This window comes from Alcanivorax sp. DSM 26293, assembly GCF_900107995.1.
In the GTDB taxonomy this organism is placed as follows: Bacteria; Pseudomonadota; Gammaproteobacteria; order Pseudomonadales; family Alcanivoracaceae; genus Alcanivorax.
The window spans coordinates 99,679-120,620 of the sequence record NZ_FNUM01000002.1; the positions used below are offsets into that span (position 1 = coordinate 99,679).

20 protein-coding genes are annotated in these 20,942 nt (G+C 58.9%); 9 read left to right on the forward strand and 11 right to left on the reverse strand.

From position 1 onward, the window contains the following. The first annotated feature begins 115 nt into the window (after positions 1-115). The 6 genes from C4S63_RS03995 to C4S63_RS04020 all read left to right on the forward strand — a co-directional run bounded on the left by C4S63_RS03995 (position 116) and on the right by C4S63_RS04020 (position 6,801). Positions 116-745, forward strand: a complete 630-nt coding sequence (locus C4S63_RS03995; RefSeq protein ID WP_103916780.1) for a hypothetical protein — start codon at positions 116-118, stop codon at positions 743-745. Then, complete coding sequence (locus C4S63_RS04000) at positions 742-2,280, forward strand: GMC family oxidoreductase (RefSeq protein WP_062817198.1); 1,539 nt, start codon at positions 742-744, stop codon at positions 2,278-2,280. The genes C4S63_RS03995 and C4S63_RS04000 overlap by 4 nt, the downstream gene beginning before the upstream one ends. A 514-nt stretch (positions 2,281-2,794) precedes the next feature. After that, positions 2,795-3,391: a transcriptional initiation protein Tat gene (locus C4S63_RS04005; protein WP_103916781.1), complete on the forward strand. Its 597-nt coding sequence runs from the start codon at positions 2,795-2,797 to the stop codon at positions 3,389-3,391. Positions 3,392-3,400: 9 nt separating this feature from the next. Further along, positions 3,401-4,999, forward strand: coding sequence for a GMC family oxidoreductase N-terminal domain-containing protein (locus C4S63_RS04010; RefSeq protein ID WP_103916782.1), 1,599 nt, complete (start codon positions 3,401-3,403; stop codon positions 4,997-4,999). A gap of 213 nt (positions 5,000-5,212) precedes the next feature. Further along, positions 5,213-6,370: an iron-containing alcohol dehydrogenase gene (locus C4S63_RS04015; protein ID WP_103916783.1), complete on the forward strand. Its 1,158-nt coding sequence runs from the start codon at positions 5,213-5,215 to the stop codon at positions 6,368-6,370. After that, complete coding sequence (locus C4S63_RS04020; protein WP_062817202.1) at positions 6,370-6,801, forward strand: thioesterase family protein; 432 nt, start codon at positions 6,370-6,372, stop codon at positions 6,799-6,801. The genes C4S63_RS04015 and C4S63_RS04020 overlap by 1 nt, the downstream gene beginning before the upstream one ends. 212 nt (positions 6,802-7,013) lie before the next feature. On the opposite strand, the gene C4S63_RS17255 is transcribed toward C4S63_RS04020, so the two are convergent. The 9 genes from C4S63_RS17255 to C4S63_RS04065 form a co-directional block, all read right to left on the reverse strand. Beyond that, positions 7,014-7,991, reverse strand: a complete 978-nt coding sequence (locus C4S63_RS17255) for an AgmX/PglI C-terminal domain-containing protein (protein ID WP_146063350.1) — start codon at positions 7,989-7,991, stop codon at positions 7,014-7,016. Further along, on the reverse strand, positions 7,988-8,488 hold the full coding sequence (locus C4S63_RS04030; RefSeq protein ID WP_062817204.1) for a biopolymer transporter ExbD: 501 nt from the start codon (positions 8,486-8,488) through the stop codon (positions 7,988-7,990). The genes C4S63_RS17255 and C4S63_RS04030 overlap by 4 nt, the downstream gene beginning before the upstream one ends. After that, complete coding sequence (locus C4S63_RS04035; RefSeq protein ID WP_062817205.1) at positions 8,485-9,015, reverse strand: biopolymer transporter ExbD; 531 nt, start codon at positions 9,013-9,015, stop codon at positions 8,485-8,487. The genes C4S63_RS04030 and C4S63_RS04035 overlap by 4 nt, the downstream gene beginning before the upstream one ends. Positions 9,016-9,058: 43 nt before the next feature. Continuing rightward, positions 9,059-9,748 (reverse strand): MotA/TolQ/ExbB proton channel family protein, encoded by a 690-nt coding sequence (locus C4S63_RS04040; RefSeq protein WP_062817206.1) that lies wholly within the window; start codon positions 9,746-9,748, stop codon positions 9,059-9,061. A gap of 140 nt (positions 9,749-9,888) precedes the next feature. Continuing rightward, positions 9,889-10,176, reverse strand: coding sequence for a hypothetical protein (locus C4S63_RS04045; RefSeq protein ID WP_062817207.1), 288 nt, complete (start codon positions 10,174-10,176; stop codon positions 9,889-9,891). After that, entirely contained in the window at positions 10,176-10,928 is a 753-nt protein-coding gene (locus tag C4S63_RS04050) for a tetratricopeptide repeat protein (protein ID WP_082810878.1), read from the reverse strand. The genes C4S63_RS04045 and C4S63_RS04050 overlap by 1 nt, the downstream gene beginning before the upstream one ends. Next, positions 10,909-13,848 carry a tetratricopeptide repeat protein gene (locus C4S63_RS04055; RefSeq protein WP_234999923.1) on the reverse strand — a complete coding sequence of 980 codons (2,940 nt, stop codon included), beginning with the start codon at positions 13,846-13,848 and terminating at the stop codon, positions 10,909-10,911. The genes C4S63_RS04050 and C4S63_RS04055 overlap by 20 nt, the downstream gene beginning before the upstream one ends. Next, on the reverse strand, positions 13,845-15,761 hold the full coding sequence (locus C4S63_RS04060) for a lipopolysaccharide assembly protein LapB (RefSeq protein WP_103916784.1): 1,917 nt from the start codon (positions 15,759-15,761) through the stop codon (positions 13,845-13,847). The genes C4S63_RS04055 and C4S63_RS04060 overlap by 4 nt, the downstream gene beginning before the upstream one ends. Then, positions 15,758-16,276, reverse strand: a complete 519-nt coding sequence (locus C4S63_RS04065; protein ID WP_062817209.1) for a hypothetical protein — start codon at positions 16,274-16,276, stop codon at positions 15,758-15,760. Before C4S63_RS04065 ends, C4S63_RS04060 begins: the two co-directional genes overlap by 4 nt. A 165-nt stretch (positions 16,277-16,441) precedes the next feature. On the opposite strand from C4S63_RS04065, the gene C4S63_RS04070 reads away from it, so the two are divergent. Next, a complete protein-coding gene (locus C4S63_RS04070) occupies positions 16,442-17,302 on the forward strand; it encodes a fructosamine kinase family protein (protein ID WP_234999924.1) in 861 nt (286 codons plus the stop codon). A gap of 11 nt (positions 17,303-17,313) precedes the next feature. Then, positions 17,314-18,429 carry a 4-phosphoerythronate dehydrogenase gene (locus C4S63_RS04075; protein WP_103916785.1) on the forward strand — a complete coding sequence of 372 codons (1,116 nt, stop codon included), beginning with the start codon at positions 17,314-17,316 and terminating at the stop codon, positions 18,427-18,429. Here C4S63_RS04075 and C4S63_RS17425 read toward each other — a convergent pair. Further along, positions 18,401-18,601, reverse strand: coding sequence for a PA1571 family protein (locus C4S63_RS17425; protein WP_348720684.1), 201 nt, complete (start codon positions 18,599-18,601; stop codon positions 18,401-18,403). The two genes, C4S63_RS04075 and C4S63_RS17425, sit on opposite strands and share 29 nt — an antisense overlap. A gap of 73 nt (positions 18,602-18,674) precedes the next feature. On the opposite strand from C4S63_RS17425, the gene C4S63_RS04080 reads away from it, so the two are divergent. Beyond that, a complete protein-coding gene (locus C4S63_RS04080; RefSeq protein ID WP_103916786.1) occupies positions 18,675-19,817 on the forward strand; it encodes an ATP-NAD kinase family protein in 1,143 nt (380 codons plus the stop codon). 148 nt (positions 19,818-19,965) lie between these two features. Here C4S63_RS04080 and htpX read toward each other — a convergent pair whose 3' ends face one another. Beyond that, positions 19,966-20,862: a protease HtpX gene (gene htpX / locus C4S63_RS04085; RefSeq protein ID WP_062817211.1), complete on the reverse strand. Its 897-nt coding sequence runs from the start codon at positions 20,860-20,862 to the stop codon at positions 19,966-19,968. Positions 20,863-20,942 lie beyond the last annotated feature (80 nt).

Sequence of the window (20,942 nt, forward strand, 5' to 3'; positions counted from 1 at the left end):
CTGTTTACCGGCCAATTGTTCTGTGCGGTCAAGTCTCCCTGTCTGAGTAAACACATTGTATTCATGTGGTCTTTTGAGTAGCTTCAAGGCTGTATTTTTGCGTTGAGGACAGACCATGAAAAGCCAGCTTCAGGCGCGGCGGATTTCCGCTATGTGGCAACAGGGCATGGCCCGCCGACGGTTTCTGAAATGGGGCCTGCTGGGCTCTGCCGGCGTGGCTGCGGTGGCCGCCGGCGGCTTTGCCTTGCTGCGCCGTTCTCCACTGGATCAGCAATCCTCACCGGCCTGGGCGAAGGGCCTGTCCGATGCGGAATACCATCTTTTCAACCGTGCCCGGCAGGTGCTGTTACCCGTTGACGGCACAGCGTTGCTGCCCAGCGAACAGGTGCCAGTGGTGCAAAATGTGCAAACCCTGTTGGGGCACCTGCACCCGCTGACGCGCAAGGAGGTAGCCTCCGGTCTGGGTCTGTTCGACAACGCTGCAGTGCTGACCCGGGGCAGTCGTTTTGTGGACCTGAATGATGAGGATGCCCGCGCCTATTTCGATAGCTGGGGGCAGGGCAATGTGATCCAGCGAACCTTGGCCACCGTGATCAAGCAACTGGTCTACAGCGCTTATTGGCAGGACCCTGTCACCTGGCCGCCCACCGAGTTCGATGGCCCGGTGAGTGACAAGTGGGGGTTGGCGTATCTGGGCAATGCACCGCTGCCGGAGAGTGTGGCTGACGGGGAGGCACGGGCATGAGCGAAGTGAAATGGCAGGCATCCGGTTTGCGTGTTCACCAGGCCAGTGATGTCACCCGTGACCAGCTGCAGCTGGACGCCGATGTGGTGATTGTCGGTTCCGGGGCGGGTGGGGCGGTGAGCGCCTATGAACTGGCCAAACGAGGTTTCAAGGTAGTGGTACTGGAAGCGGGTCCGTATGTGCCCTCCAAAGACTTCACCGAGAACTTTACCGACAGCCTGGATACCCTCTATCAGGATCACGGTGGTCAGAGTAACAATGATGGCGATTTGCTGGTCTTGCAGGGGGCCTGTGTGGGCGGCTCCACCGTGGTCAACGGTTGTGTTTGCTTCCGTACCCCGGATTTCATTCTTCAGGACTGGCAGCGGGATTTCGGGCTGAATGAACTCACCGTTGACGAACTGGCGCCGTACTTCGATGAAGTGGAAAAGAACCTGGCGGTTCATGATAACGGTGAGCACGAAATCCCCCGGCATGGTCGCCTGATTCGCGCCGGCGCCAACCGACTGGGCTGGTCGGTGAAACCTCTCAAGCGCAATATCCGGCAATGCGGGCTTACCGGTCATTGCCTGTCCGGCTGCAAAACCGAACGCAAGCAATCCATGCTGGTCACCTATCTGCCCTGGGCTGCGGCCCATGGCGCGCAGATTTATGCGGATACCCGGGTGGAAAAGATCCTTACCCGTGACGGCAAGGCCAGCGGTGTGGAGGCGATCATCACTGGCCGCGACGGGGCGGTGGCGGCAACCCTGACGGTGTCTGCGCCCCGTGTCATCCTGGCCGCCGGGGCGGTTCAGACTCCCTTGCTCCTGCTCAAGAGCGGACTGGCTAACCGGTCCGGTCAGGTGGGCAAAAACTTTGCCTGCCACCCCTCATTGTATGTGCCGGCCCGTTACCCGGAGCCGGTATACCCCTGGCGTGGCGCCATGCTGGGGGTCTATGTGGATGAGTTCATGCATCCGGACAAGGGCGGTTTTGTGCTGGAAGATGGGGGAGCAGGGCTGGTGGAGCTGACCATGGCCGCAGAACCCGGCACCGGCAAACCGTTCATGGACTACATGGCAAATGCCAAGTATCTGGCCGGACTGGTTACCCTGATCCACGATCATAATGTGGGCAGCATTGAATGGGATGGCGAGCGCAAAAAAATCAACTACAAGCTCAGTGATACTGACTTTCCTTCCATGCAGCGGGCGTTGAAAGCCGCTGCCCGGTTGCACCTTGCCTCCGGGGCGACCGAAGTCTATGTGCCAGCCAGTGATCAGCGGGTTATCCGTAGTGAAGCAGAGATTGATAGTCAGGTGGACAGCCTGGAAAACCTGCCTCAGCACCTGCGTATGGTCAGCTACCACCCGCAGGGTACCTGTCGGATGGGAGCCGATCCGGCGCAAAGCGTGGTCGCCGCCAATGGCCAGACCCATGATGTGCCAGGCTTGTACGTGGCAGACGCCAGTGTGCTGCCCACTTCCATCATCGTTAACCCGCAGATTACTGTGTATGCCCTGGCGACACGGATTGCCCGCCAGATGGCCTGACTCAGGTCCTGCGACCCGACCGGGAAATGCCTGACAGGGGGGCAGGCTGTTCCCGGTCACCGGGGAGCCTCTGAATCCCCCCTTGAATGCCCGGTCTGGATGACCCGGGAGCATGGGCTGAGCACGCCAGAGCCAGGGCCTGGTCTGAAGGGCCCATGGGCTGCGTGCTGTCGCCGGGAACGGGAACCATCGGCATCCTTCTGGCCACGCTGAGTACCCAAGGGGGTATTCAGGGCTCCCAAGGGCTTTGGCGTTTGTAACGGTTTGTTATAGACTGGGGTCTGCGTCCGTAGCCTCATGGCGATGCCTGACGTAAGCCGTTGCCGTTACAGTAAATTTTCTTCAGTCGGTTGTATTGCCAGATACGCCGCTTGTTCACGAAAAGGCCTGTGACAACAACGTCTTCACCATGCATCCCCGCTAGGGCCACGGATTCGGATCGCTAAAAAGATTACCGCTCCACCAATAACAACAAGGGCCCAATGGACGCCGGGCCTGCCCAGGAGAGGGTTCGATGAATAACAACAAGCGTGCGCCGCTGCCCGGCTTCCTTGCCGGCCTGGAGCCGTTGAGCCGCCGCAGTTTTCTGCGTAGCTCCGTGCTTGCCAGCGCTGCAGTCACTTCCGGTTGTGCCAGCATGTTCGGGCGCAGAGACGCCCCGCAAACGCTGCAATATCACAGTCTCAATCAGGATGAAGCCCGGGTTATCAGTCGCCTCACGGAAGTGATGCTACCCACGGCTCATTACGGACTGCCGTCCAGCACCGAGGTTGTGCCCACCGTCAAAAACGTGGATGCCATGGCGCAGCGTATGCCTCAGCAGACCCGGGAGTTGCTTGGTCTCGGGATCTGGGTATTCAACAATCGGCCAATGGTCAGCTTCAAGTTCAGTCAGTTCACCTCCCTCTCCGACGACAAGGCCCTGGATTACGTCAACGCCATGCAGGAAGGCTCCTTTTTCGAGCGAGGCCTGATGACCACGTTGAAAGCGCTGGTGGCGTTGAACTATTGGCGTGATGAGCGCACCTGGCCGGGACTGGAATACCACGGTCCGGTAACCGAAGTGTGGGGCGTACGACGCCTCGGTAATGCGCCGTTGCCGCGAGCCTGAGGGGGAATTATGGCTTTTGTACGTGTCGCCCGTGACGGTGTCCCTGTCACCGAGGCAAAAGATGTGGCCCTGGACGCAAACCTGGGCAAACGGTTTACCCTGAAAACCGATGTGGTTGTGGTTGGTTCCGGCGCGGCCGGTTCCATTGTCGCCTATGAAATGGCGAAAGCCGGCCGGGACGTGTTGGTGCTGGAATCCGGTCGCTATTACCCCAGCTCCAAGTTTACCGAACACCTGGGCGATACCATGACCCAGATCTATCAGGATCAGGTTGGCCAGGTGAATACCACTGCGGACATCATCTTTGTCCAGGGGGCCTGTGTCGGTGGCTCCACGGTGATCGGCGCTTGCGTGATGGAAGAACCCGGTGATGAAGTACTGGATCGCTGGGCCAGTGACTATGGTCTTGAGAACCTGGCGGCGAAAAAATTCCGCCCCTATCTGGATGGGGTGGCCGACCAGTTGCAGATCCACATCAATGAAGCGCACGAAATCAACGCCTGCGCCCACAAGGTGATTCAGGGCTGCGAGAAAATGCAGTTTTCCTGGAAACCGGCCCAGCGCAACGTGAAACAATGTGCCCTTACCGGGCACTGTCTGGCAGGCTGCCCCTCCGACCGAAAAATGAGTTCCCTGGTGACCCATCTGCCATGGGCGGCCGCCCATGGCGCGCGGATTTTCTCGGATACGGAAGTGGTCCGTGTGCGCACCCGTGATGGTCGTGCCCGGGGGGTAGAAGCGCGCATTACCGATCCCGACAGCGGCGCCCACGTGGCTGACATGCAGGTGGATGCGGACATGGTGGTACTGGCCGCCGGGGCTATCCATACGCCACTGATCATGCAGCGTAGCCAGCTGGAGGATCGCAGTGGTCAGCTGGGTCGAAATCTGTCTATTCAGCCTTTCACTCAGGTTCTGGGCAAGTTCAAGGAGCCGCTCTATGGCTTCCGTGGAGCACTGGTCGGCGTGCAGGTTGACGAGTTTACCCGCAGCGATGGTTACACCATTTTCTCCGGTTTGGCTGAACCGGAATCCCTGTTGGCTCAGGGTGACATGAAGGCGGGCAAGGCCCATATCGACTTCATGAAAGACTACAAGTACTACGCCGGTGTAAATGCCTTCAGCACCGACCAGGGCAGGGGATATGTGGAATGGTCCGGGGATGCCTACAGCGGTGACAAGACCATCCACTGGAATCCCAACCGGGAAGAATTCAATAACATGAAGGCTTCCGCCGCCCTGGCAGCACGTATTTTCTTTTCCGGTGGTGCGGAAAAGGTTTACATGCCGACGTTCCAGAATCTGGAGGTGGATTCCGTGTTTGCCCTAGATGAAACCCTGGAAAAGGTGGATTACGGTCTGAAGGGCATGTACACCTTCCGGGCCAACAGCTTCAGCCCCCACGGAACCTGTCGCATGGGATCTGACCCCTATGAGGCGGTGGTGGCTCCCACTGGCCAGGTCTATGGCACTGCGGGGTTGTTCGTGGCGGATGCCAGCCTGATTCCGGCACCCATGACCGCACCGATTCAGTGGACCGTGCAGGCCCTGGCCCAGTACGTCAGTGACCAGATCAACGAAAACGCACACAATTACTTTATCGGTTGACCGCTAACGGCTCGGGACAACCGTGTCCCGGGCCTGCCTTCCTGTCCGATTCCGGTTTGATTCTGTTAACGCCATTGTCTCGGGTGAAGCGGATTTTTGGCGTGCGTCGACAGGCTGGCGCGACGCAAAATGCCGCTCCCACGGCGTCATCCGCCATCCCCGCCTGTGCTAGCATTGATGCCTCAGTCGGCACGTTTTTTCAGGAGAGTCATCATGCCGGGTTTCGAATTCGCAACCACCCATCGTGTGCTGGTAGAGGCGGGTGCTGCCGGCCGTCTGCCGGCCCTCTGTCAGGAGCGCGGCGCCAGTCGGGTACTGCTTGTCACGGATCCGGGTATTCGCAGCACGCCACTGCTGGAACCGGTGGAAGACAGCTTTCGTCAAGCGGGTATGCCGCTGACCGTCTTTGATCAGGTTAGCGCTGACCCGGCAGATACCATTGTGCTGGATGCCGCACGGCAGGCGAAGGAAGCGAAAGCAGATCTGGTGATTGGCTTCGGTGGCGGTTCCTCCATGGATGTGGCCAAGCTGGTGGCGTTGCTGGCACACCCGGATTCCAGCCAGCAATTGTCGGATATCTATGGTGTGGGAATGGCAACCGGACCCCGCTTGCCGCTGATACAGGTGCCGACCACGGCGGGCACCGGTTCGGAGGTGACTCCGGTGGCCATTGTCACCACCGGTGCCACCACCAAGGCGGGTGTGGTGGCGCCATCGTTGCTGCCGGATCTGGCGGTGCTTGATGCAACGCTGACCCTTGGCTTGCCGGCCCATGTGACGGCGGCCACCGGTGTGGATGCCATGGTTCATGCCATTGAGGCCTACACCAGTGCCCACAAGAAAAACCCCTATTCGGATATGTTGGCCCGTGAAGCACTACGACTGCTGGGGGGCAACCTGGTGACCGCGGTGAAAGAGGGCGACAACCTGGCGGCCCGGGAAGCCTGTTTGCTGGGAGCGATGATGGCCGGGCAGGCGTTTGCCAATGCACCGGTGGCCGCGGTCCATGCGCTGGCTTATCCCCTCGGCGGCCATTTCCATATTCCCCACGGACTGAGTAATTCCCTGGTGTTGCCGGAGGTGCTGAAATTCAACGCCACCGTGGCGGCCCCGCTGTATGCGGAGTTGGCGCCGATTCTCAGCGACCGGCCCTTCACGGATGCCAATGACGGTGCCCAGGTGCTCATAGAAGCCCTGGAGGCGATGATCGATGCGGTTGGCTTGCCGGTGCGTTTGCGCGATGCCGGCGTTACTGAAGAGAGCCTGGAAACCCTGGCATCGGATGCCATGCTTCAACAGCGCTTGCTGGTCAACAATCCCCGGGACGTTTCCGAAGCGGATGCGTTGGCAATCTACAAGGCGGTGTACTGATGGCAGAGAAAGGGAGCCGGCCTGAGCGCGGCGAGTATGGTTATCTGTGTCCCGTTGACAGTCGCTGGAGCGATAACGATATCTACGGTCACATCAATAATGTGGTCTATTACAGCTATTTCGATTCCACCATCAACCGTTACCTGATCGACGAGGGCGGCCTGGATATTCACGATGGGGAGCAGATTGCTTTTGTGGTGAGCTCGGGTTGTGAATATCTGGAAGCCGCTGCCTATCCGGATTCATTGGTGGTGGGCATGAAGGTGGAAAAACTGGGCAGCAGTTCGGTGCGCTACGGTCTGGCCCTGTTCGGGGCTGAAGGGCCGGCGAAGGCCACCGGCTTTGTGGTTCACGTTTTTGTGAACCGGGAAAGCGGACGGCCGGTACCGATCCCGGCGTCGTTGCGCGCAGCGCTGGAGGCGCTTGCCTGACAGGCAGGCGCGTTTTGACTTTGGCAGCCACCCAATGGTGTCTGGGGTAGGGTGCACTGAGCCTCAGGCGAACTGCACCATCAAACGCCGAATCGGTGCAGTTCGCCTGAGGCTCAGTGCACCCTGCGCATTAACAGCCAGGACGAGGTTGCCCCATCACAAAAAAAGCCCGGCCTTTTGAGCCGGGCTTTTTTTGTGGCTGATCGTCCGGATCAGTTCGGGAAGAAGTTCAACTTGTAGTCTCCCTTCCAGGTTTCCACATTCATGGCACCGAAGTCCATGCCTTTGGCAATCAGCATGATGCGTCTTTCCAGTTGGCTGTCGCCCAGCTGGCTGGATTTCACTTTCACATCCTGTACCTCGCCGCTGGGGGCAATCACCAGGTAGAGCACGACAGTCCCCTGCAGGGCAGGGTTGCTGCGCAGCGCCCGCTGGTACTGACTGTTGAACTTGCCAGCGTAACGGTCGAATACGCGACGTAGCTGCTCCTGGGTGCGGCGGCTCTTGCCGTCACTGCCCTTGCGGGTTGTGCTGGCTGCCTGACCGGATTCGGCGATCTTACTATCCACCTTGCCGCCGCCAACCGTGCCGGCCGACAGGGTGCCGCCACCGCCGCCACCGCTGGACGCTCTGGCGGTGGCAATTCCGCCGGAGCCGGCACCGGCACGCTTGCCGATCAGGTCACGCTCGGCCTTGGCGGCGCTATCCCCACCGGTACGCAGGTTGTCGCCGGCATTGACCAGGGGACCGATATCATCCAGCCCGGCCAGTGAGTCTCCCAGATCTTCTTCCAGCTTGGCCTGGGCTTTTTCCCGTGCCTGTTCCCGTTCCACCTCAGCAGGCCGTGGTTCCGGTTCTGGCTCAGGCTTGGGTTCCGGCTTTGGCTCTTCCGGTTCGGGCTTTTCTTCAGGCTCTTCTTCCTCAGGTTCGGGCTCCGGTTCGGGTTCTGGCGGTGGCGGTTCTTTTTGTTTTTCAAGAACCAGCTGTGCCAGTCGTTCCGGGATTTCCTGCTGTTCTCGCGGATCCGGTTTTTCAATGGTCACTGATTCCACCACGATCATCAGCAGCAGCGACAGAATCAGCAAAATGACAATGATGCCGTACAGTCGCCGGTCTTCCCCCTCTTGTTTGTCCCAGGGCAGTGAGCCATCGATGAGTATGCGCAGCGTGTTATTGTTTTTCTGCGTCATTCAGACTCCTCCTCTGCCACTTTCAGGACAGCAAAGGCGACCTTGGTATAGGGCGTTTCCATGCAGCTGCGCATCAGTTTCTTGATCACTGCATAGGGCACATCCCGGTCAGCCTGAATCATGACTTCCCGCTCTTCTTCCGAATCCAGGGCAAGTGCCCGGGAAGCCCGGAATTTCAGCTCTTCTACCAGAGCCTCAACGGTGCGCTCTTCCTGTGCTCTTACCGCCTGGGTATCGGCAATCTTGCGCCCATCAATCACCACCGAGGAGGGGCTCACCTGAATAATGAGCACATCGTTAGGCAGTTCCTGAGCGGTGGATTCCGGTAACTGGATATCCTGATCATCCGGCAATTTGGCGGCATTGTTGTTATTGACCAACAGAAAGATCAGCAGGATGGTGAAGATATCCATCAATGCGGTCAGGTTCAGGGTGGCAACCATCTTGTGGCGACCATGGTGTCGTGCCATACGGCGTGCGCGGGCAGACTTTTTCATGCCTCACCTCCCGCTGCCGCAGTCTGATCCTGGGGTGCCGAGCCAATGCTGATACTCGGGAACAGCTCTTTCTTGATGGTCTGGCCATTGATCTGCGTGTTGTAAAGACGCACTGCGTCCATGGTGTGGATCATCACCTCATAGGGGGTGTCATCCTCACAGAGCAGGGTAATGGCTGTCTCTTCAGGGAATTTCTCTTTCAGGGTGACAAGATAGTCGTGCAGGGCTTTACTATCGTGTTTGTCCCCCTGGTTATCGACAATTTTCAGTACGGCACTGGTGTTGCGGTCCACCACTTCATAGCGGTTACCGTAAATCAGTACTTCGAGTACCAGTTTGTCTTTTTCGTCGTCTTCCGAGGGAGTGCTGCTGTCATTCACCGCGGGCAGATTCAACTGCAGGATGGAGACCTGCGCGAAGACCGCGTTGATCAGCAGAAAAGGAATCAGCACTACCATCAGATTCAGAAAGGCAGTGATGTTCAGTTCCACATCGGTGTCGCGCGAACGTCGTCTGCGAAATCGCATACCAGATCCTTACACCAGATTGGCGAAAACAAGAAAATACGGCTTATTGGCCGTCGTTCTTGCGCTCTTGCTGGGCAGAAACCTGGCGGAAGACGTTAACGAATTTCACCGAGGCCATTTCCATGCTGTCCACCAGTTTGCCGGCCATGGCGTTGATAAAGGCAAAGGCCAGAAGCATGGGGATAGCGGCAATCAGGCCGAAGGCGGTGGTGTTCATGGCCACGGAAATGGAGGCAGACAACAGATCGGCTTTCTGTGCCGGGTCGGCACTGGCTACGGCGGTAAACGCGCTGATCAGACCCAGAATCGTCCCCAGCAGGCCGAGCAGGGTGGCGATGTTGGCAAAGGTGCCGATGTAGGGAGTACGGGCTTCCAGGCGCGGGATGATTTCCATCAGGCCTTCTTCCATGGCCAGTTCGATATCGTCGTGACGCTTGGCAGTCTTGGCTCGCTCAAGACCATAGCCGATCACCTTGGCCATGCCGGTATTGCTGTTACTGACCACATCCAGGGCCTGACGGAATTGGCCTTTGGCGATCAGCGGGTAAACATCTTTCCAGGTTTTCTGGTTCTTTGCCTTGGTGGCCTGGAGGTAAATGATACGTTCCAGGGACAGGGCTAGGCCCAGTGCCAGGACAACCAGAATGGGATACATGAAGAAACCGCCATCCTGAATAAAGGTGATTGCGGTCTCAACAACGCCGGTGTTCTGCGCGGTGGCGGTGGTGGGCATGGACTTCTCCTGCGGTATACCTGTTAGAGTTATTGTTTCCCATGCGACATTGCCCGGACTCGGGTTGCCGCACCTTCCCCAAAGTGCCAATTTTTATCAGAAAAAAGGCGTGGGTGCATCTAATGATATTGATGGATGTATTATTTCAGGAACAGATCGTCGTTATCCGGCTCCTGATTGAGTAGCTGGTGATACTCGATTTCCCGCATCAGCACCTCCTGATCAAGGGGTTCCAGTACCCGATTGAGCAGGGACGAGGTGGGATCTTTTTTCTCAAGCTTCACCTCACGGTCTTTCCAGGGCACCACATTCAATACCGTGGGGGCTTCCTGGGTGCCGATCACATTGGTTGACGCTTCCTGTCCAGTGTCATCAGCCTGGCTGACGCAGGCACAGGCGAGGGCAGCCATGACGAGTAATAGTCGCATCAGTTCAGTTCTCCATTCTTGTTCCCGGCATCCTGGTTTGCCACTGGCTGGGCGGGGGACTCCGGCGCCCGGCGTTGCAAGTCCACAATCCAGTTGGCGACGTTCTCATCGGGCTGTTTCTGTAGATTCTGGTAGGCCTGGAAATGCTTCAGTGCCAGATTCAGATCCTGCAAGTAGAGCTCGGCGAGCACGGCCATGTTGAAATGGGCACGGGCATATTTTGGATCCAGAACCAGCGCCCGTTCGTAATGAATGCGCGCATCATCGAACTTTCCCTGTTCCCGCAACGCCAGGCCAAGGCCATTGTGGGCATAAGGGTTTGCATCGTTGATGGCCAGGGATTGTTCGAAGGCCTGCTGTGCTTTGGGGTAGTCCTCCTGTTCCATGTAGATCAGACCCACATTGAGCGCAGGACCGGACAGTTGCGGAAAACGCTCACTCAGTGAGCGAAACATCACCAGGGCTTGCTTGTCGTTGCCAGCCATTCGTGCCTGCAGGGCACGGGCATATTCCGCCATGGCCTGCTCGGCGATCTTTTCCACCTTGGGGTCATGGGGGACTGGCGGAATATGAATGGCGTCACTGTCGGCGGCAGCACCACCGTCTTTCTGTTGCTCATATTTGCTGGTGCCGCCTTCGCCGGAGCCTTCCAGTCCGAGGCCGCCCTTGCTGGCACAACCTGACAGCACCAATGCAGCGAGCAATGCGGTGGCCGCGCCCAGGCGGCCGCGATCAGTAAATAATGTCCACATAGCTTTCTACCTGTTCAAACTTCGCATAGCGGCCGGGAATCAATTCTGCCAGGGCACCAAAACTTTTCTTTACCCACTGGTCATAGATGTCATCAGTCACCAGGTTGGTATTGGCGATAAGAATATCGATGGCCTGGTCCTCGTAGGGGAAGGCCTTGTCCTCCAGAAGCATGGTGTACTCTTCCAGCTCAAGTTCATCCAGGCCTTTGGGGCGTTCGGATGCGATCAGATCTCGGGCCAGAACCCGGTACATCTCACCAATCTTGTAGTTGGCGGCGGTGGCGTATTCTGCCACACCGATATCGGCGACCGCCTGATAATCCGCAAGGGCTTTTTTCATCACATCGGTCTTGGCGGCCAGTGAGGTCTTCAGGGGTTGGCTGAGCGAGATACGCTTGAATTCCTGGAAGTTGGGCTCTGCCAGCGTAAAGCTGGCGTAGGCGGCCAACCAGGCAACCCGGTCGTTGGCCTCGTTACCGGCTTCCCGGTAACTGGTGACCAGTTGTTGCAGCCAATAAGTTTCCCGTTCGCTGTTGCCGGTTTTCCGGTTCAGCTCCACCAGCCGGAACTGGGCCTCAGAGCGGAAATCATAGGGCTGCGGCCATTCCTGCAGGTATTGCTGATAGAGGGCGATGGACGCCTGGGGTTGTTCGGCCCGGTCCTGCATTTCTGCCGCTTTCCACAATGCCTGGCGGGACAGTTCCGGATCATCACTCTTGTAATTGGCGGCGATCAACTGCAACTCGCCGGCGGACGCTGTGTAGTTGCCTTCTTTCTCGTAGGCAATGGCGAGCTTGTCCGGAATGGTGTCGGTCAATGGATCGTCGGGATAGCGTTCGCGGAAGGCTTCCAGAACCGGGATTGCAGCGGTGCTGCGCCCCTGATTGATGAACAGGGTCGCGGCATCGAATTCTGCGTTCTTGCGCACCGCCGCTTCCGGTACTGTCTGGCCCACCCGCAGGAAGGTGGCAGCAGCGATATCCAGATTGCCTTGTTCCTGCTGCTGCTCGGCCTGGCGGTAAATGCTGACGGCGAGTTTTTCCCGGTACAGGCTGCGCTGCTCGGGAGACATCTGCATATCAAGCAGTTTGCCATAGGCCATTTCCGCCACCTTGAAGCGACCCAGGTCGAATTCGCCATTGGCAATGGTGGCCCACCCGTAGCGCATTAGCTCGGCAGAAGGCGGCGGCTGGCGGTTGACCAGAATACCGGCGGTCTTGACCGCACCTTCCACGTCACCCAGTGCCAGCTGATCCTCGGCGGTGTCATGCAGCACATTGGGGACTTCCGGGTGCGCGGGGAAGCGTTGGCCGTATTGCTGAGCACTGGCAATTTTCTTTTTCCGCCAGGCGTTTTCCTGTTCGGCGTCCGGATTGCCGTCGAGAATTTTCTGGTAGGCAACCAGGGCATTGAAGGCGGCGTCTCCCCCTTTCTCGTAATCCGGGTATTGATAGGCGGTGCGTTCAAACTCGCTGATGGCGGTGGCGTAGTCCTCTGCGGCGTAGAGCACTTCCGCATAGCGGTGATTGACCTTGCCCTGGTCTTCGCTGGCTGGCGGGGTATTCAGATATTCCTGGTACCAGCGGGCCGGCTCGCGGTAATCCGCGGGCTTGCCGGATTGCTGGGCGAGCACATGGTGGTATTCGGCCAGGTCAAGAATATGTCCCTTGAGCAGCGATACATACTGTTCGCGAATGTCCGGGTGGCGTCCCCAGTAATCGCTGTTGATGCCATAGTGCTGGATAAACTTCTCTTTTGCCGGAAGCACCAGGGTAGGGAAGCCGCCTTTCTGATAGGCCTCGATCTGCAGGCTGGAGAACTCCGGCGCCAGGGTCGAATCCGGATACACCTGGACGAACATATCAAAGGCTTCTGCCGCATCCCGGAAACGCTCCTGGCCAAGATAGACCTGGCCAAGAGAGCGGTAAATCGCCGGTTCATAGTCCCGGTTACCGTTGCGGGCAAACCAGTTTCTCACTGAATCCGGACCATCCAGATTACTGAAGGCCAGGCTGACCACGCGCTGAGTATCAGTGAACAGCTTGTTTTCCATGCTGGTGTCGTCAGCCAGTTCGCTGCGGCCGTTCAGATTGTCCAGCAGGGTGAAGAAGCTGCCCTGGGCCAATTCATAGTCACCCAGTTTGTAATGGCTCCAGCCACGTTTGTAGAGCGCCTGGTTATAGAATTCATTGTCGGTGCCACGCTTTATCACGTCCGCGTAGGCCTGTTCGGCGTATTCATAGTCGCCATCGGAAAACAGCATTTCACCGCGGCGGAACTGGGATTCCAGGGCCCATTCACTGTTCGGGTATTGGCTGACCAGAGCGTCCAGACTGGCCTGGGCCTGCTCCAGGTTGCCATCCATGGCATAGGCCTTGGACAGCAGGTAATAGGCTTCGGCCCGTTGGCCGGGATCGTCGGTACTATTGAGCAGCTCCTGATACAGGGAAATGGCGGTGTCGTAGTCCACATCATGGTCCGCCAGTGAGGGTGCCATGGTGCCGGCCAGATCCAGCAGCGCCATCTTACGCTCGTTATCCGGGGTGGTATTCACCTGTTCCATGGTGTTGTCGTAAACCACCTTGTCCACTTTCTGTTCCAGATCACTGTCATCCTCGCTACCCATTTCCTGTTCGGTAGCCGATGTCAGTGCCAGGTCCGCCATGCGACGCAGGGTTTTGGCCCGGCGTTCCGGATCATCAAACAGTTCGGCAGCCTGGCGATAGCTGTTCAAGGCATCCTGGGTGCTGGCGCTTTCCAGTTGCTGCTCTTCAATGATGATGTCGGTACTTTCCAGATCCGCCAGGGTGGTCCCGCCGAAGCGAGCCTGTTGTTCCAGGGTGCCGTTTTGTGGGGCAGACGCGCAGCCGCCCAGGGCAATCATTGCGGCGGCCAGGCCATGCAGGCGAAATCGGGTCACGATCCTTTCCTCTGTGTACTGCCGTCGGATACCGAAGAGTCCTGCAGGCGAGCAACGGCCAGATGGGCCTCGGCCAACTGGTCGGCCAGTCTTTGCTGGTTGGCGAGCAGAAGCGCAAGGGCGTCGGCTTTCATGCTCTTTTCCAGAGCCTCAAGTGTGTCTTCGGTAAGACGTTTTATTGTTTCAATTCGCTGGGTTTGCCCGGCCAGTCGCTGGCCCAGGTCGTCCCGTGTGCGCAGGGTGGCATCACGTATTTGCTGTTGCACAGCAGCGATTCGTTCGCCAAGCACGCTGCTTTCTTCCCGTAATTGGGTAGCAGCTTGCTCCTGTTTTTCCCGTTGTTCTATCGACTGGTGGGCAATATCCCACAACAACAGGCCGCGAACCTTGCGCAGCCTCAGTGCATTGGCGTGGGTGGAGCCGGGCAGCGTGCCGAACTGGCGAGCCAGGGCATCCACTTTTTTCCACATGACAGCCTGTTCCGGGGTGGCCACGTCCGCGGGGTTGCTCATGTCGACGAAGTTGGGAATGGCGGCGGAGACCCGGTCGCTGGCCATGGCCAGCTGTTCCTGGCGGCTCATGTGACGGGTCATTTCCCCGCGCACATGGGGCAGATTGCGACTCAGGCGCTGTTGCTGGATTTGGTGGGTTTCCTGGAGCGCAGGCAAGGCCTGCTGCCAATTTTCTACCATGGTCTTGATCTGGTGGATCTGCCGGTAGTGCTCGAATCGCTGGGCGAAGTCGTTGCTGGAAAAAAGCTTGTACAGATAGGAAAGCTCACTGCCCTGGGCAAGATCGCCGCTGTTGGCCGGCAGCAGACCGGTCTGGTTGCGATCCTCCGGTAACAAGGCCTCTGACCAGCCTGGCTTGGCGATATTATCGATGGCCCGCTGGACATCCTTCAGGGCCTGGCGATATTCGGCGGCGGCATATTGGTAACCAGCCAGCGCCTGGGGAAGCCCGCCCAGCTCTTCATAGGCGCGCGGGGCAAGCATCAGTGCTTCCTGGACGGACGGGTGGCTGCTGTTGCGCCGAACGGCTTCCAGCCACAGGGGCAGGGCACGCTTCACCTCGCCGGCCCGGTAGTTTGCCAGGCCCAGAGCCAGCAGGGCATCTTCGGAAAAGGGGCCATCGCTGCGTACCTGACGCAGGTCGGCGCGGGCGCTTTGCAAGTTGCCTTCGCGTAATGCCGTCAGACCAGCAGCCAGAGCTGCCCGGTCACGCAGGGCGAGCGCCTGATCGGAACTGCCTCCGGCCTCCAGCAGAGATTTCAGCAAGGCCAGTCCCTGATCGCGATGGCCGCCACGGATCAATGCCACACCCATGTTATAAGTGGCATAGCGGCCTTCGTCCGTGCTGAGGGGGACCGAGTGCAGGTAATCCAGGGCGCCGGTGAAGTCCTCCTCGGCCATCAGGATATTCGCCAGCATCAGGCGCCGCCGGGCGTCGTCAGCCGGGTCCAGGCCTTCCACGTTATCACCGTCGAGGATCATGGCGGCTTCTGCCAGATTGCCCTCGCGGTAGTGTAATGCGGCTTTATGAAGCCAGGTTTGCGCCCGGGTCCGGCTGAGAATGTCCTTTTCCAGTAGCCGGTTGAAGATCACCTCGGCCTTGCCAGGCAGGCCGTAAGTGACATACAGGTCCCCCAGCAGCAGTTCCGCGTAATCGGTATCCTCGTTGAACAGCGACAGCTCCTGATTGACCAGAAGCTTGTTGATCGCATTGAAATTGGCGTGTCGATAGTAGTCGAACATGACCTCGCCAAAGGCCAAATAACGATGTTCTTCCATACCAAGCGGAACGGGGCCTTCGTTGATATCATCGAAAAACTCGACCTTGGCCGCCTGGGCAGGGGATAACAGAGTGGCGAAGCACGCCGCGACCAGCCACCGTTTTCGCCGCCGCTGTATCATTGCTGGTTCCACTCACGGAATTCAAACTTGTGTTGCTGCTTGTTCAGGTCATCCACCACCTGCATTTCCACCATTTTTTTGCCAGGTCCCTTGGTAAAGGTATAGCTGGTGGTCTTCTGGTAGTCCTTGCCGAGGGGGTCGTAGCCGGTAATGGTGGCTTCCATCACATGACGACCACTGGCCAGGTTGCCGGTGTAAAGGCGCTGGATGCCCCCTTTGGTGAGGGCTTCGAATTCCTGGTCGCTGTAGAAATGGTAGCCCACATGCTCGCCATCAATGGTCAGATTGATATCAACCAGGCGAATGGGCGTGCCCACATCCACGGACACGAAGATACTGGTCTGCGGGCTGGCGTAGAGCAGCTCCTGTTCCAGAAGGGTCAGGTCACGGTTCAGGTCCAGCGCTTCGCTTTTCAACTGGCGGATCTGTTCGGACAGACCGTCGTCATCAGCGGCGCTGGCGAACGAACACAGGCCGACAAGGAAGGCGCCGCACAGGGGCAAGATTGCTTTCATGGGGTGGCGATCGCTTTATGTTGTTGTTATTGGCCGGTAACCCGGCTGGCGTAATGCCTAGTTGTAATCAGAAGAATGGCTTAAATCAAGGGGAACAGTCAGTCATTATTGGCCGTGAGAGCCGATTTTGGTGGCTTCTATAGTCAAAGAGTTGCGTTTATTTTTATGAAATTACCTGTATTGCTGCAACAGGGGCTGAATGAAGCTGGCCTGGAGGGCAACTGGACCCTGACGCCGATGGCGGGGGGCGATACCGCCCGTAGCGCAATGCTCGAGGACGGAGAGAGCCGTTATTTCGTCAAACAGCATCGCAATCCCCTGTTGCTGGAGGCGGAAGCCCTCGGCCTGGAGACGCTGGCACCCACCCTGAGAGTTCCCCGGGTGGTGCATTGCCATTCGGCCCCGGAGGGCGGGGTGCTGATTCTTGAATACCTGGACATTGCCCCTCTCACGGGCAGTAGCCAGTGGATGGCCGCCGGATCAGCACTGGCCTGTCTGCACCGCACCGAGTGCCCGGCCCTCTATGGCAATCACCCGGACAACTTTATTGGCGGCAGCGCACAGAGCAATACGAGCCACAGCGACTGGGTGGCCTTTTTTGCCAATGAAAGACTGCTTCCCCAATGGCAACGGGCGCGGCAACGGGGGTTGCCGACCACGGCGGTTGAACGGACCGGGCAGGTCATTGACCAGCTGCACCGCTGGCTACCTTCCCGGCCACCCTGTGCCCGGCTCCATGGTGATCTCTGGCAGGGCAACCTGGGTCAGGTTAACGGCGATCCGGTGTTCTACGATCCGGCCTGTTATCATGGCGACCCACAGGTGGACCTGGCCATGCTCAATCTGTTTGGTGGAGTGCCTGCAGCGTTTTTTCAGGGCTACCAGTCGGAGTCTGCCACGGTGTTGCAATACCAGGCCTGGCCAGTCTATGACCTGTACCATTGGCTGAATCACTACAACCTTTTCGGTGGCCAGTATGCCCGGGCAGTGGATGATACCGCCCGTCGTCTGCTGGCTGCCCGCTGACGGGAAAACCGATGCATATCGTTGCCGATGCCAATATGCCCGGGCTGGAGCCCTTCGCTGCCATGGGGACCGTGACACGGGTGGAGGGGCGCAACCTGACCCGGCAGCAACTGGCGGACGCGGACGTCTTGTTGGTCCGCTCGGTGACCCGGGTGGATGCGGCGTTACTGGCAGGGTCCCGGGTCCGCTTTGTGGGCTCGGCAACCATTGGCACCGACCATGTGGACCTGACCTATCTGCAACAGCAGGGCATTCGTTTTGCGCATGCGCCGGGCTGTAACGCCCGGGCAGTGGCCGAGTATGTGCTGCAGGCGGTGCTGTTGCTTTGTCTGGCAGGCAACCGGTCACCCCGTGGCGCTTCGGTGGCAGTGGTGGGGTTGGGAAATGTGGGGCACCGGGTGGCGGACTGGCTGGCTGATCTGGGGATGCAGGTGCGTGCCTGTGACCCGCCGCTGGCAGAACAGGGCTACAGCGGCCCTTATCGTCTCGAATCCCTGGATGCCATACTCGATGCGGACCTGATTACCTTGCATGTGCCGCTGACAGACCGGGGTGACCATGCTACCCGGCATTTGCTGGATGCGGATCGGCTGGCGCGGTTATCAGCATCACAGATGTTGATCAACACCTGTCGGGGGCCCGTGATTGATAATCAGGCCCTGCTGGCAAGCCTGCAGGCGGGCCAGGGCCCGGCCACGATTCTGGATGTCTGGGAAAGTGAACCCCGGGTGCCGCCTTCGCTGTTTGAGCAGGTTCTGCTCGGCTCTCCGCATATTGCCGGATACAGCGCCGAGGGCAAGCTCAAGGGGTCCCAGATGCTTTATCTGGCGTTCTGTGACTGGCTGGGTGTGACGGCTGCCCCCGCTCCCCAGGCAGCAAGGAATGGCATTATCCGCCAGGCGGTGGCAAACGAAGAGGATTTGCTCAGGGTATTGCAGGTGGCATACCGGTTAGCAGTGGACCACCAGGCGCTGGGAAACAGCCTTGGTGCCGCGGAGCCGGCTACGGCCTTTGACCGGCTGCGCAAGGAATACCCGGTGCGCCACGAGCTTCATGACTGGTGCCACCAGGGTGAAATCGCCGCGCCCTGGCAACGGATCATGCGCCGGCTTTTTGCCCGGGATTGAGTGAACGGGCAGGGGGCTGCCAGCTCTTTTCCAGGCGCTGGAACGCCTGCTGGATCATCGCTTCGGTAATGGGAATTTCCCGGCCCTGCTCATCAATGATGGCTCCACCGTGGAAAGGATTGCCGGGTTGCTGGCTGTCGAGATTCATGGCTGCATCCCTGTAAATATGCATGATTAAGTTGTTTATTTAGGCGCTGGTCCCCGTGGACAGCAATGCCATTTTTGTATCTGGATATGACCGCTTTATGAAAGTCGACCAAAGTCTCTGCCTCGGTGTTCTGGTCAACCCCTACGCGGGCCTGGGAGGCAGCGTCGCCCTCAAGGGCAGTGATGGTGAGGCAACCCGCGAAGAAGCCCTGCGACGGGGTGCCGAGCCGCAGGCGCCCGCCAGAATGAGCCGTGCACTCAAGGCCCTGTCCGCTGCCCGAAACCTGACGGTGCTCACCTGGGCCGGCGAGATGGGCGAGGCAAGCTGCCGCGAAGCCGGATTGCCCTGTCAGGTCATCGGTGAGTCCGCCATGCCCAGCGGTCCCCAGGACACCCGCCGGGCTGCAGAAGCGCTGAAAAACGCCGGGGCGGAGCTGATCCTGTTCGCCGGCGGGGATGGTACTGCCCGGGATCTGGTGGATGCGGTGGGACAGGGAACCCCGGTGTTGGGGGTACCTGCCGGCTGCAAGATGCACTCTGCGGTTTACGCCATCAATCCGGAAGCGGCAGGCAGCCTGCTGACAGAACTGGCCAGCGGCGAACTGGTGGGTTTGCAACTGGCAGAAGTACGGGATATCGATGAGGACGCTTTCCGCGAGGGAGTTGTCCGTGCCCGTCATTATGGCGAGCTACAGGTTCCTGCCGAGGCCCGTTACCTGCAGCAGGTCAAGTGCGGTGGCCGGGAAGTGGAAGACCTGGTGGTGACGGAAGTGGCGGCCTGGATGGCGGATAACCTGGAAGACGACACCTATTACCTGATGGGCTCCGGTTCCACCGTGGCGCTGGTCATGGAGCAACTGGGTCTGGAAAACACCCTGCTGGGGGTGGATCTGGTCTATAACCACGAAGTGGTCGGTCGGGATCTGGGTGCCAGGGCCCTGCTGGAGGAAATCGGCGATGCCCCGGCCCGGGCGGTTATTACCGTGATCGGCGGCCAGGGGCATCTGTTCGGCCGTGGCAACCAGCAATTCAGTCCGGCGCTCATTCGGCGCCTGGGCAAGGACAATATCCAGATACTGGCAACCCGCACCAAACTGAAGACGCTGGCAGGGCGACCATTGGTGGTGGATACCGGCGATGCAGAGCTCGACCGGGAGTTGTGTGGGCTGTGGCCGGTGACGACCGGCTATGAAGATCAGGTGTTGTATCGGGTGAGTACAGAGGCAGTTAACAGTGAATAGTTAACAGTGAACAGCGTCGCGGAAGAGGTTGTCATGCTTTGGAATGCAAGAGGCCGCGCCCAAACCATGGGCGCGGCCTCTTGCGTCTCAGGAGCTAAGTGCGCTGATCGCGCACTGTTAACTATTCACTATTAACTGTTCACTATCCTCAGCCGTGCCGCTTCTCCTGCAGGGCGGCAATCCGATCATCCAGCGGCGGGTGAGAAGCAAACAACGCTTTCAGGCCCTTGGCGAGGCCGGAGTTGATACCGAAGGCAACCAGGGTGTCGGGCATCTGGTTGGGCATCTGGGATTCCGCCTTCAGCCGTTGCAGGGCCGAGATCATGTCGCGGCGGTCTGCCAGCTGGGCGCCGGCCACATCGGCCCGGTATTCCCGGAAGCGCGAGAACCACATGACAATGGCGCTGGCAGCGATACCGAAGATGATCTCCGCCACGATCACCACAATGAAGTAACCGAAGCCCAGGCCACCACCGCCGTCACGGCGCATGAAACTGTCCACCACATAGCCCACCACGCGGGCGGCAAAGATAACGAAGGTGTTCACCACGCCTTGTACCAGGCTCAGGGTAACCATGTCGCCATTGGCCACATGGCCGATTTCATGGGCCAATACCGCGCGCACTTCTTCCGGACGGAAGCGGGACAGCAGCCCCTGGGAAACCGCTACCAGGGCGTCATTCTTGTTCCACCCGGTGGCAAAGGCATTGGATTGCTGCGCCGGGAAAATCCCCACTTCCGGCATTTTGATGCCAGCCTTGTCAGACAGCTCTTTGACGGTCTGCAACAGCCAGCGCTCCGCGTCATTGCCGGGTTGCTCGATGATCTTCACCCGCGCAGACCATTTGGCCATGGGCTTGGAGATCAACAGGGAAATCAGCGAGCCGGCAAAACCGAATACGGCACTGAAAATCAGCAGGCTGGTCAGGTCCAGCCCGGAACCGCTGGCGGCAAAATAGGAATTCACCCCGAGCAGGCTCAGAGTAATGCTGGCGACCACAATCACCGCCAGGTTAGTCAGCAGATAAAGCGCTATGCGCATCATCGTCGGTTGTCTCCACGTCTTATCGGAACACTTGATTATGGGGGCGAAGGCCGTGAAGGCAAGGTATACTGCGCGGCAAA

Coding starts and splice junctions, on each gene's coding strand:
- C4S63_RS03995 (WP_103916780.1), top strand. CDS start 116: ATGAAAAGCCAGCTTCAGGCGCGGCGGATTTCCGCTATGTGGCAACAG.
- C4S63_RS04000 (WP_062817198.1), top strand. CDS start 742: ATGAGCGAAGTGAAATGGCAGGCATCCGGTTTGCGTGTTCACCAGGCC.
- C4S63_RS04005 (WP_103916781.1), top strand. CDS start 2,795: ATGAATAACAACAAGCGTGCGCCGCTGCCCGGCTTCCTTGCCGGCCTG.
- C4S63_RS04010 (WP_103916782.1), top strand. CDS start 3,401: ATGGCTTTTGTACGTGTCGCCCGTGACGGTGTCCCTGTCACCGAGGCA.
- C4S63_RS04015 (WP_103916783.1), top strand. CDS start 5,213: ATGCCGGGTTTCGAATTCGCAACCACCCATCGTGTGCTGGTAGAGGCG.
- C4S63_RS04020 (WP_062817202.1), top strand. CDS start 6,370: ATGGCAGAGAAAGGGAGCCGGCCTGAGCGCGGCGAGTATGGTTATCTG.
- C4S63_RS17255 (WP_146063350.1), bottom strand. CDS start 7,991: ATGACGCAGAAAAACAATAACACGCTGCGCATACTCATCGATGGCTCA.
- C4S63_RS04030 (WP_062817204.1), bottom strand. CDS start 8,488: ATGAAAAAGTCTGCCCGCGCACGCCGTATGGCACGACACCATGGTCGC.
- C4S63_RS04035 (WP_062817205.1), bottom strand. CDS start 9,015: ATGCGATTTCGCAGACGACGTTCGCGCGACACCGATGTGGAACTGAAC.
- C4S63_RS04040 (WP_062817206.1), bottom strand. CDS start 9,748: ATGCCCACCACCGCCACCGCGCAGAACACCGGCGTTGTTGAGACCGCA.
- C4S63_RS04045 (WP_062817207.1), bottom strand. CDS start 10,176: ATGCGACTATTACTCGTCATGGCTGCCCTCGCCTGTGCCTGCGTCAGC.
- C4S63_RS04050 (WP_082810878.1), bottom strand. CDS start 10,928: ATGTGGACATTATTTACTGATCGCGGCCGCCTGGGCGCGGCCACCGCA.
- C4S63_RS04060 (WP_103916784.1), bottom strand. CDS start 15,761: ATGATACAGCGGCGGCGAAAACGGTGGCTGGTCGCGGCGTGCTTCGCC.
- C4S63_RS04065 (WP_062817209.1), bottom strand. CDS start 16,276: ATGAAAGCAATCTTGCCCCTGTGCGGCGCCTTCCTTGTCGGCCTGTGT.
- C4S63_RS04070 (WP_234999924.1), top strand. CDS start 16,442: ATGAAATTACCTGTATTGCTGCAACAGGGGCTGAATGAAGCTGGCCTG.
- C4S63_RS04075 (WP_103916785.1), top strand. CDS start 17,314: ATGCATATCGTTGCCGATGCCAATATGCCCGGGCTGGAGCCCTTCGCT.
- C4S63_RS17425 (WP_348720684.1), bottom strand. CDS start 18,601: ATGCATATTTACAGGGATGCAGCCATGAATCTCGACAGCCAGCAACCC.
- C4S63_RS04080 (WP_103916786.1), top strand. CDS start 18,675: ATGAAAGTCGACCAAAGTCTCTGCCTCGGTGTTCTGGTCAACCCCTAC.
- htpX (WP_062817211.1), bottom strand. CDS start 20,862: ATGATGCGCATAGCGCTTTATCTGCTGACTAACCTGGCGGTGATTGTG.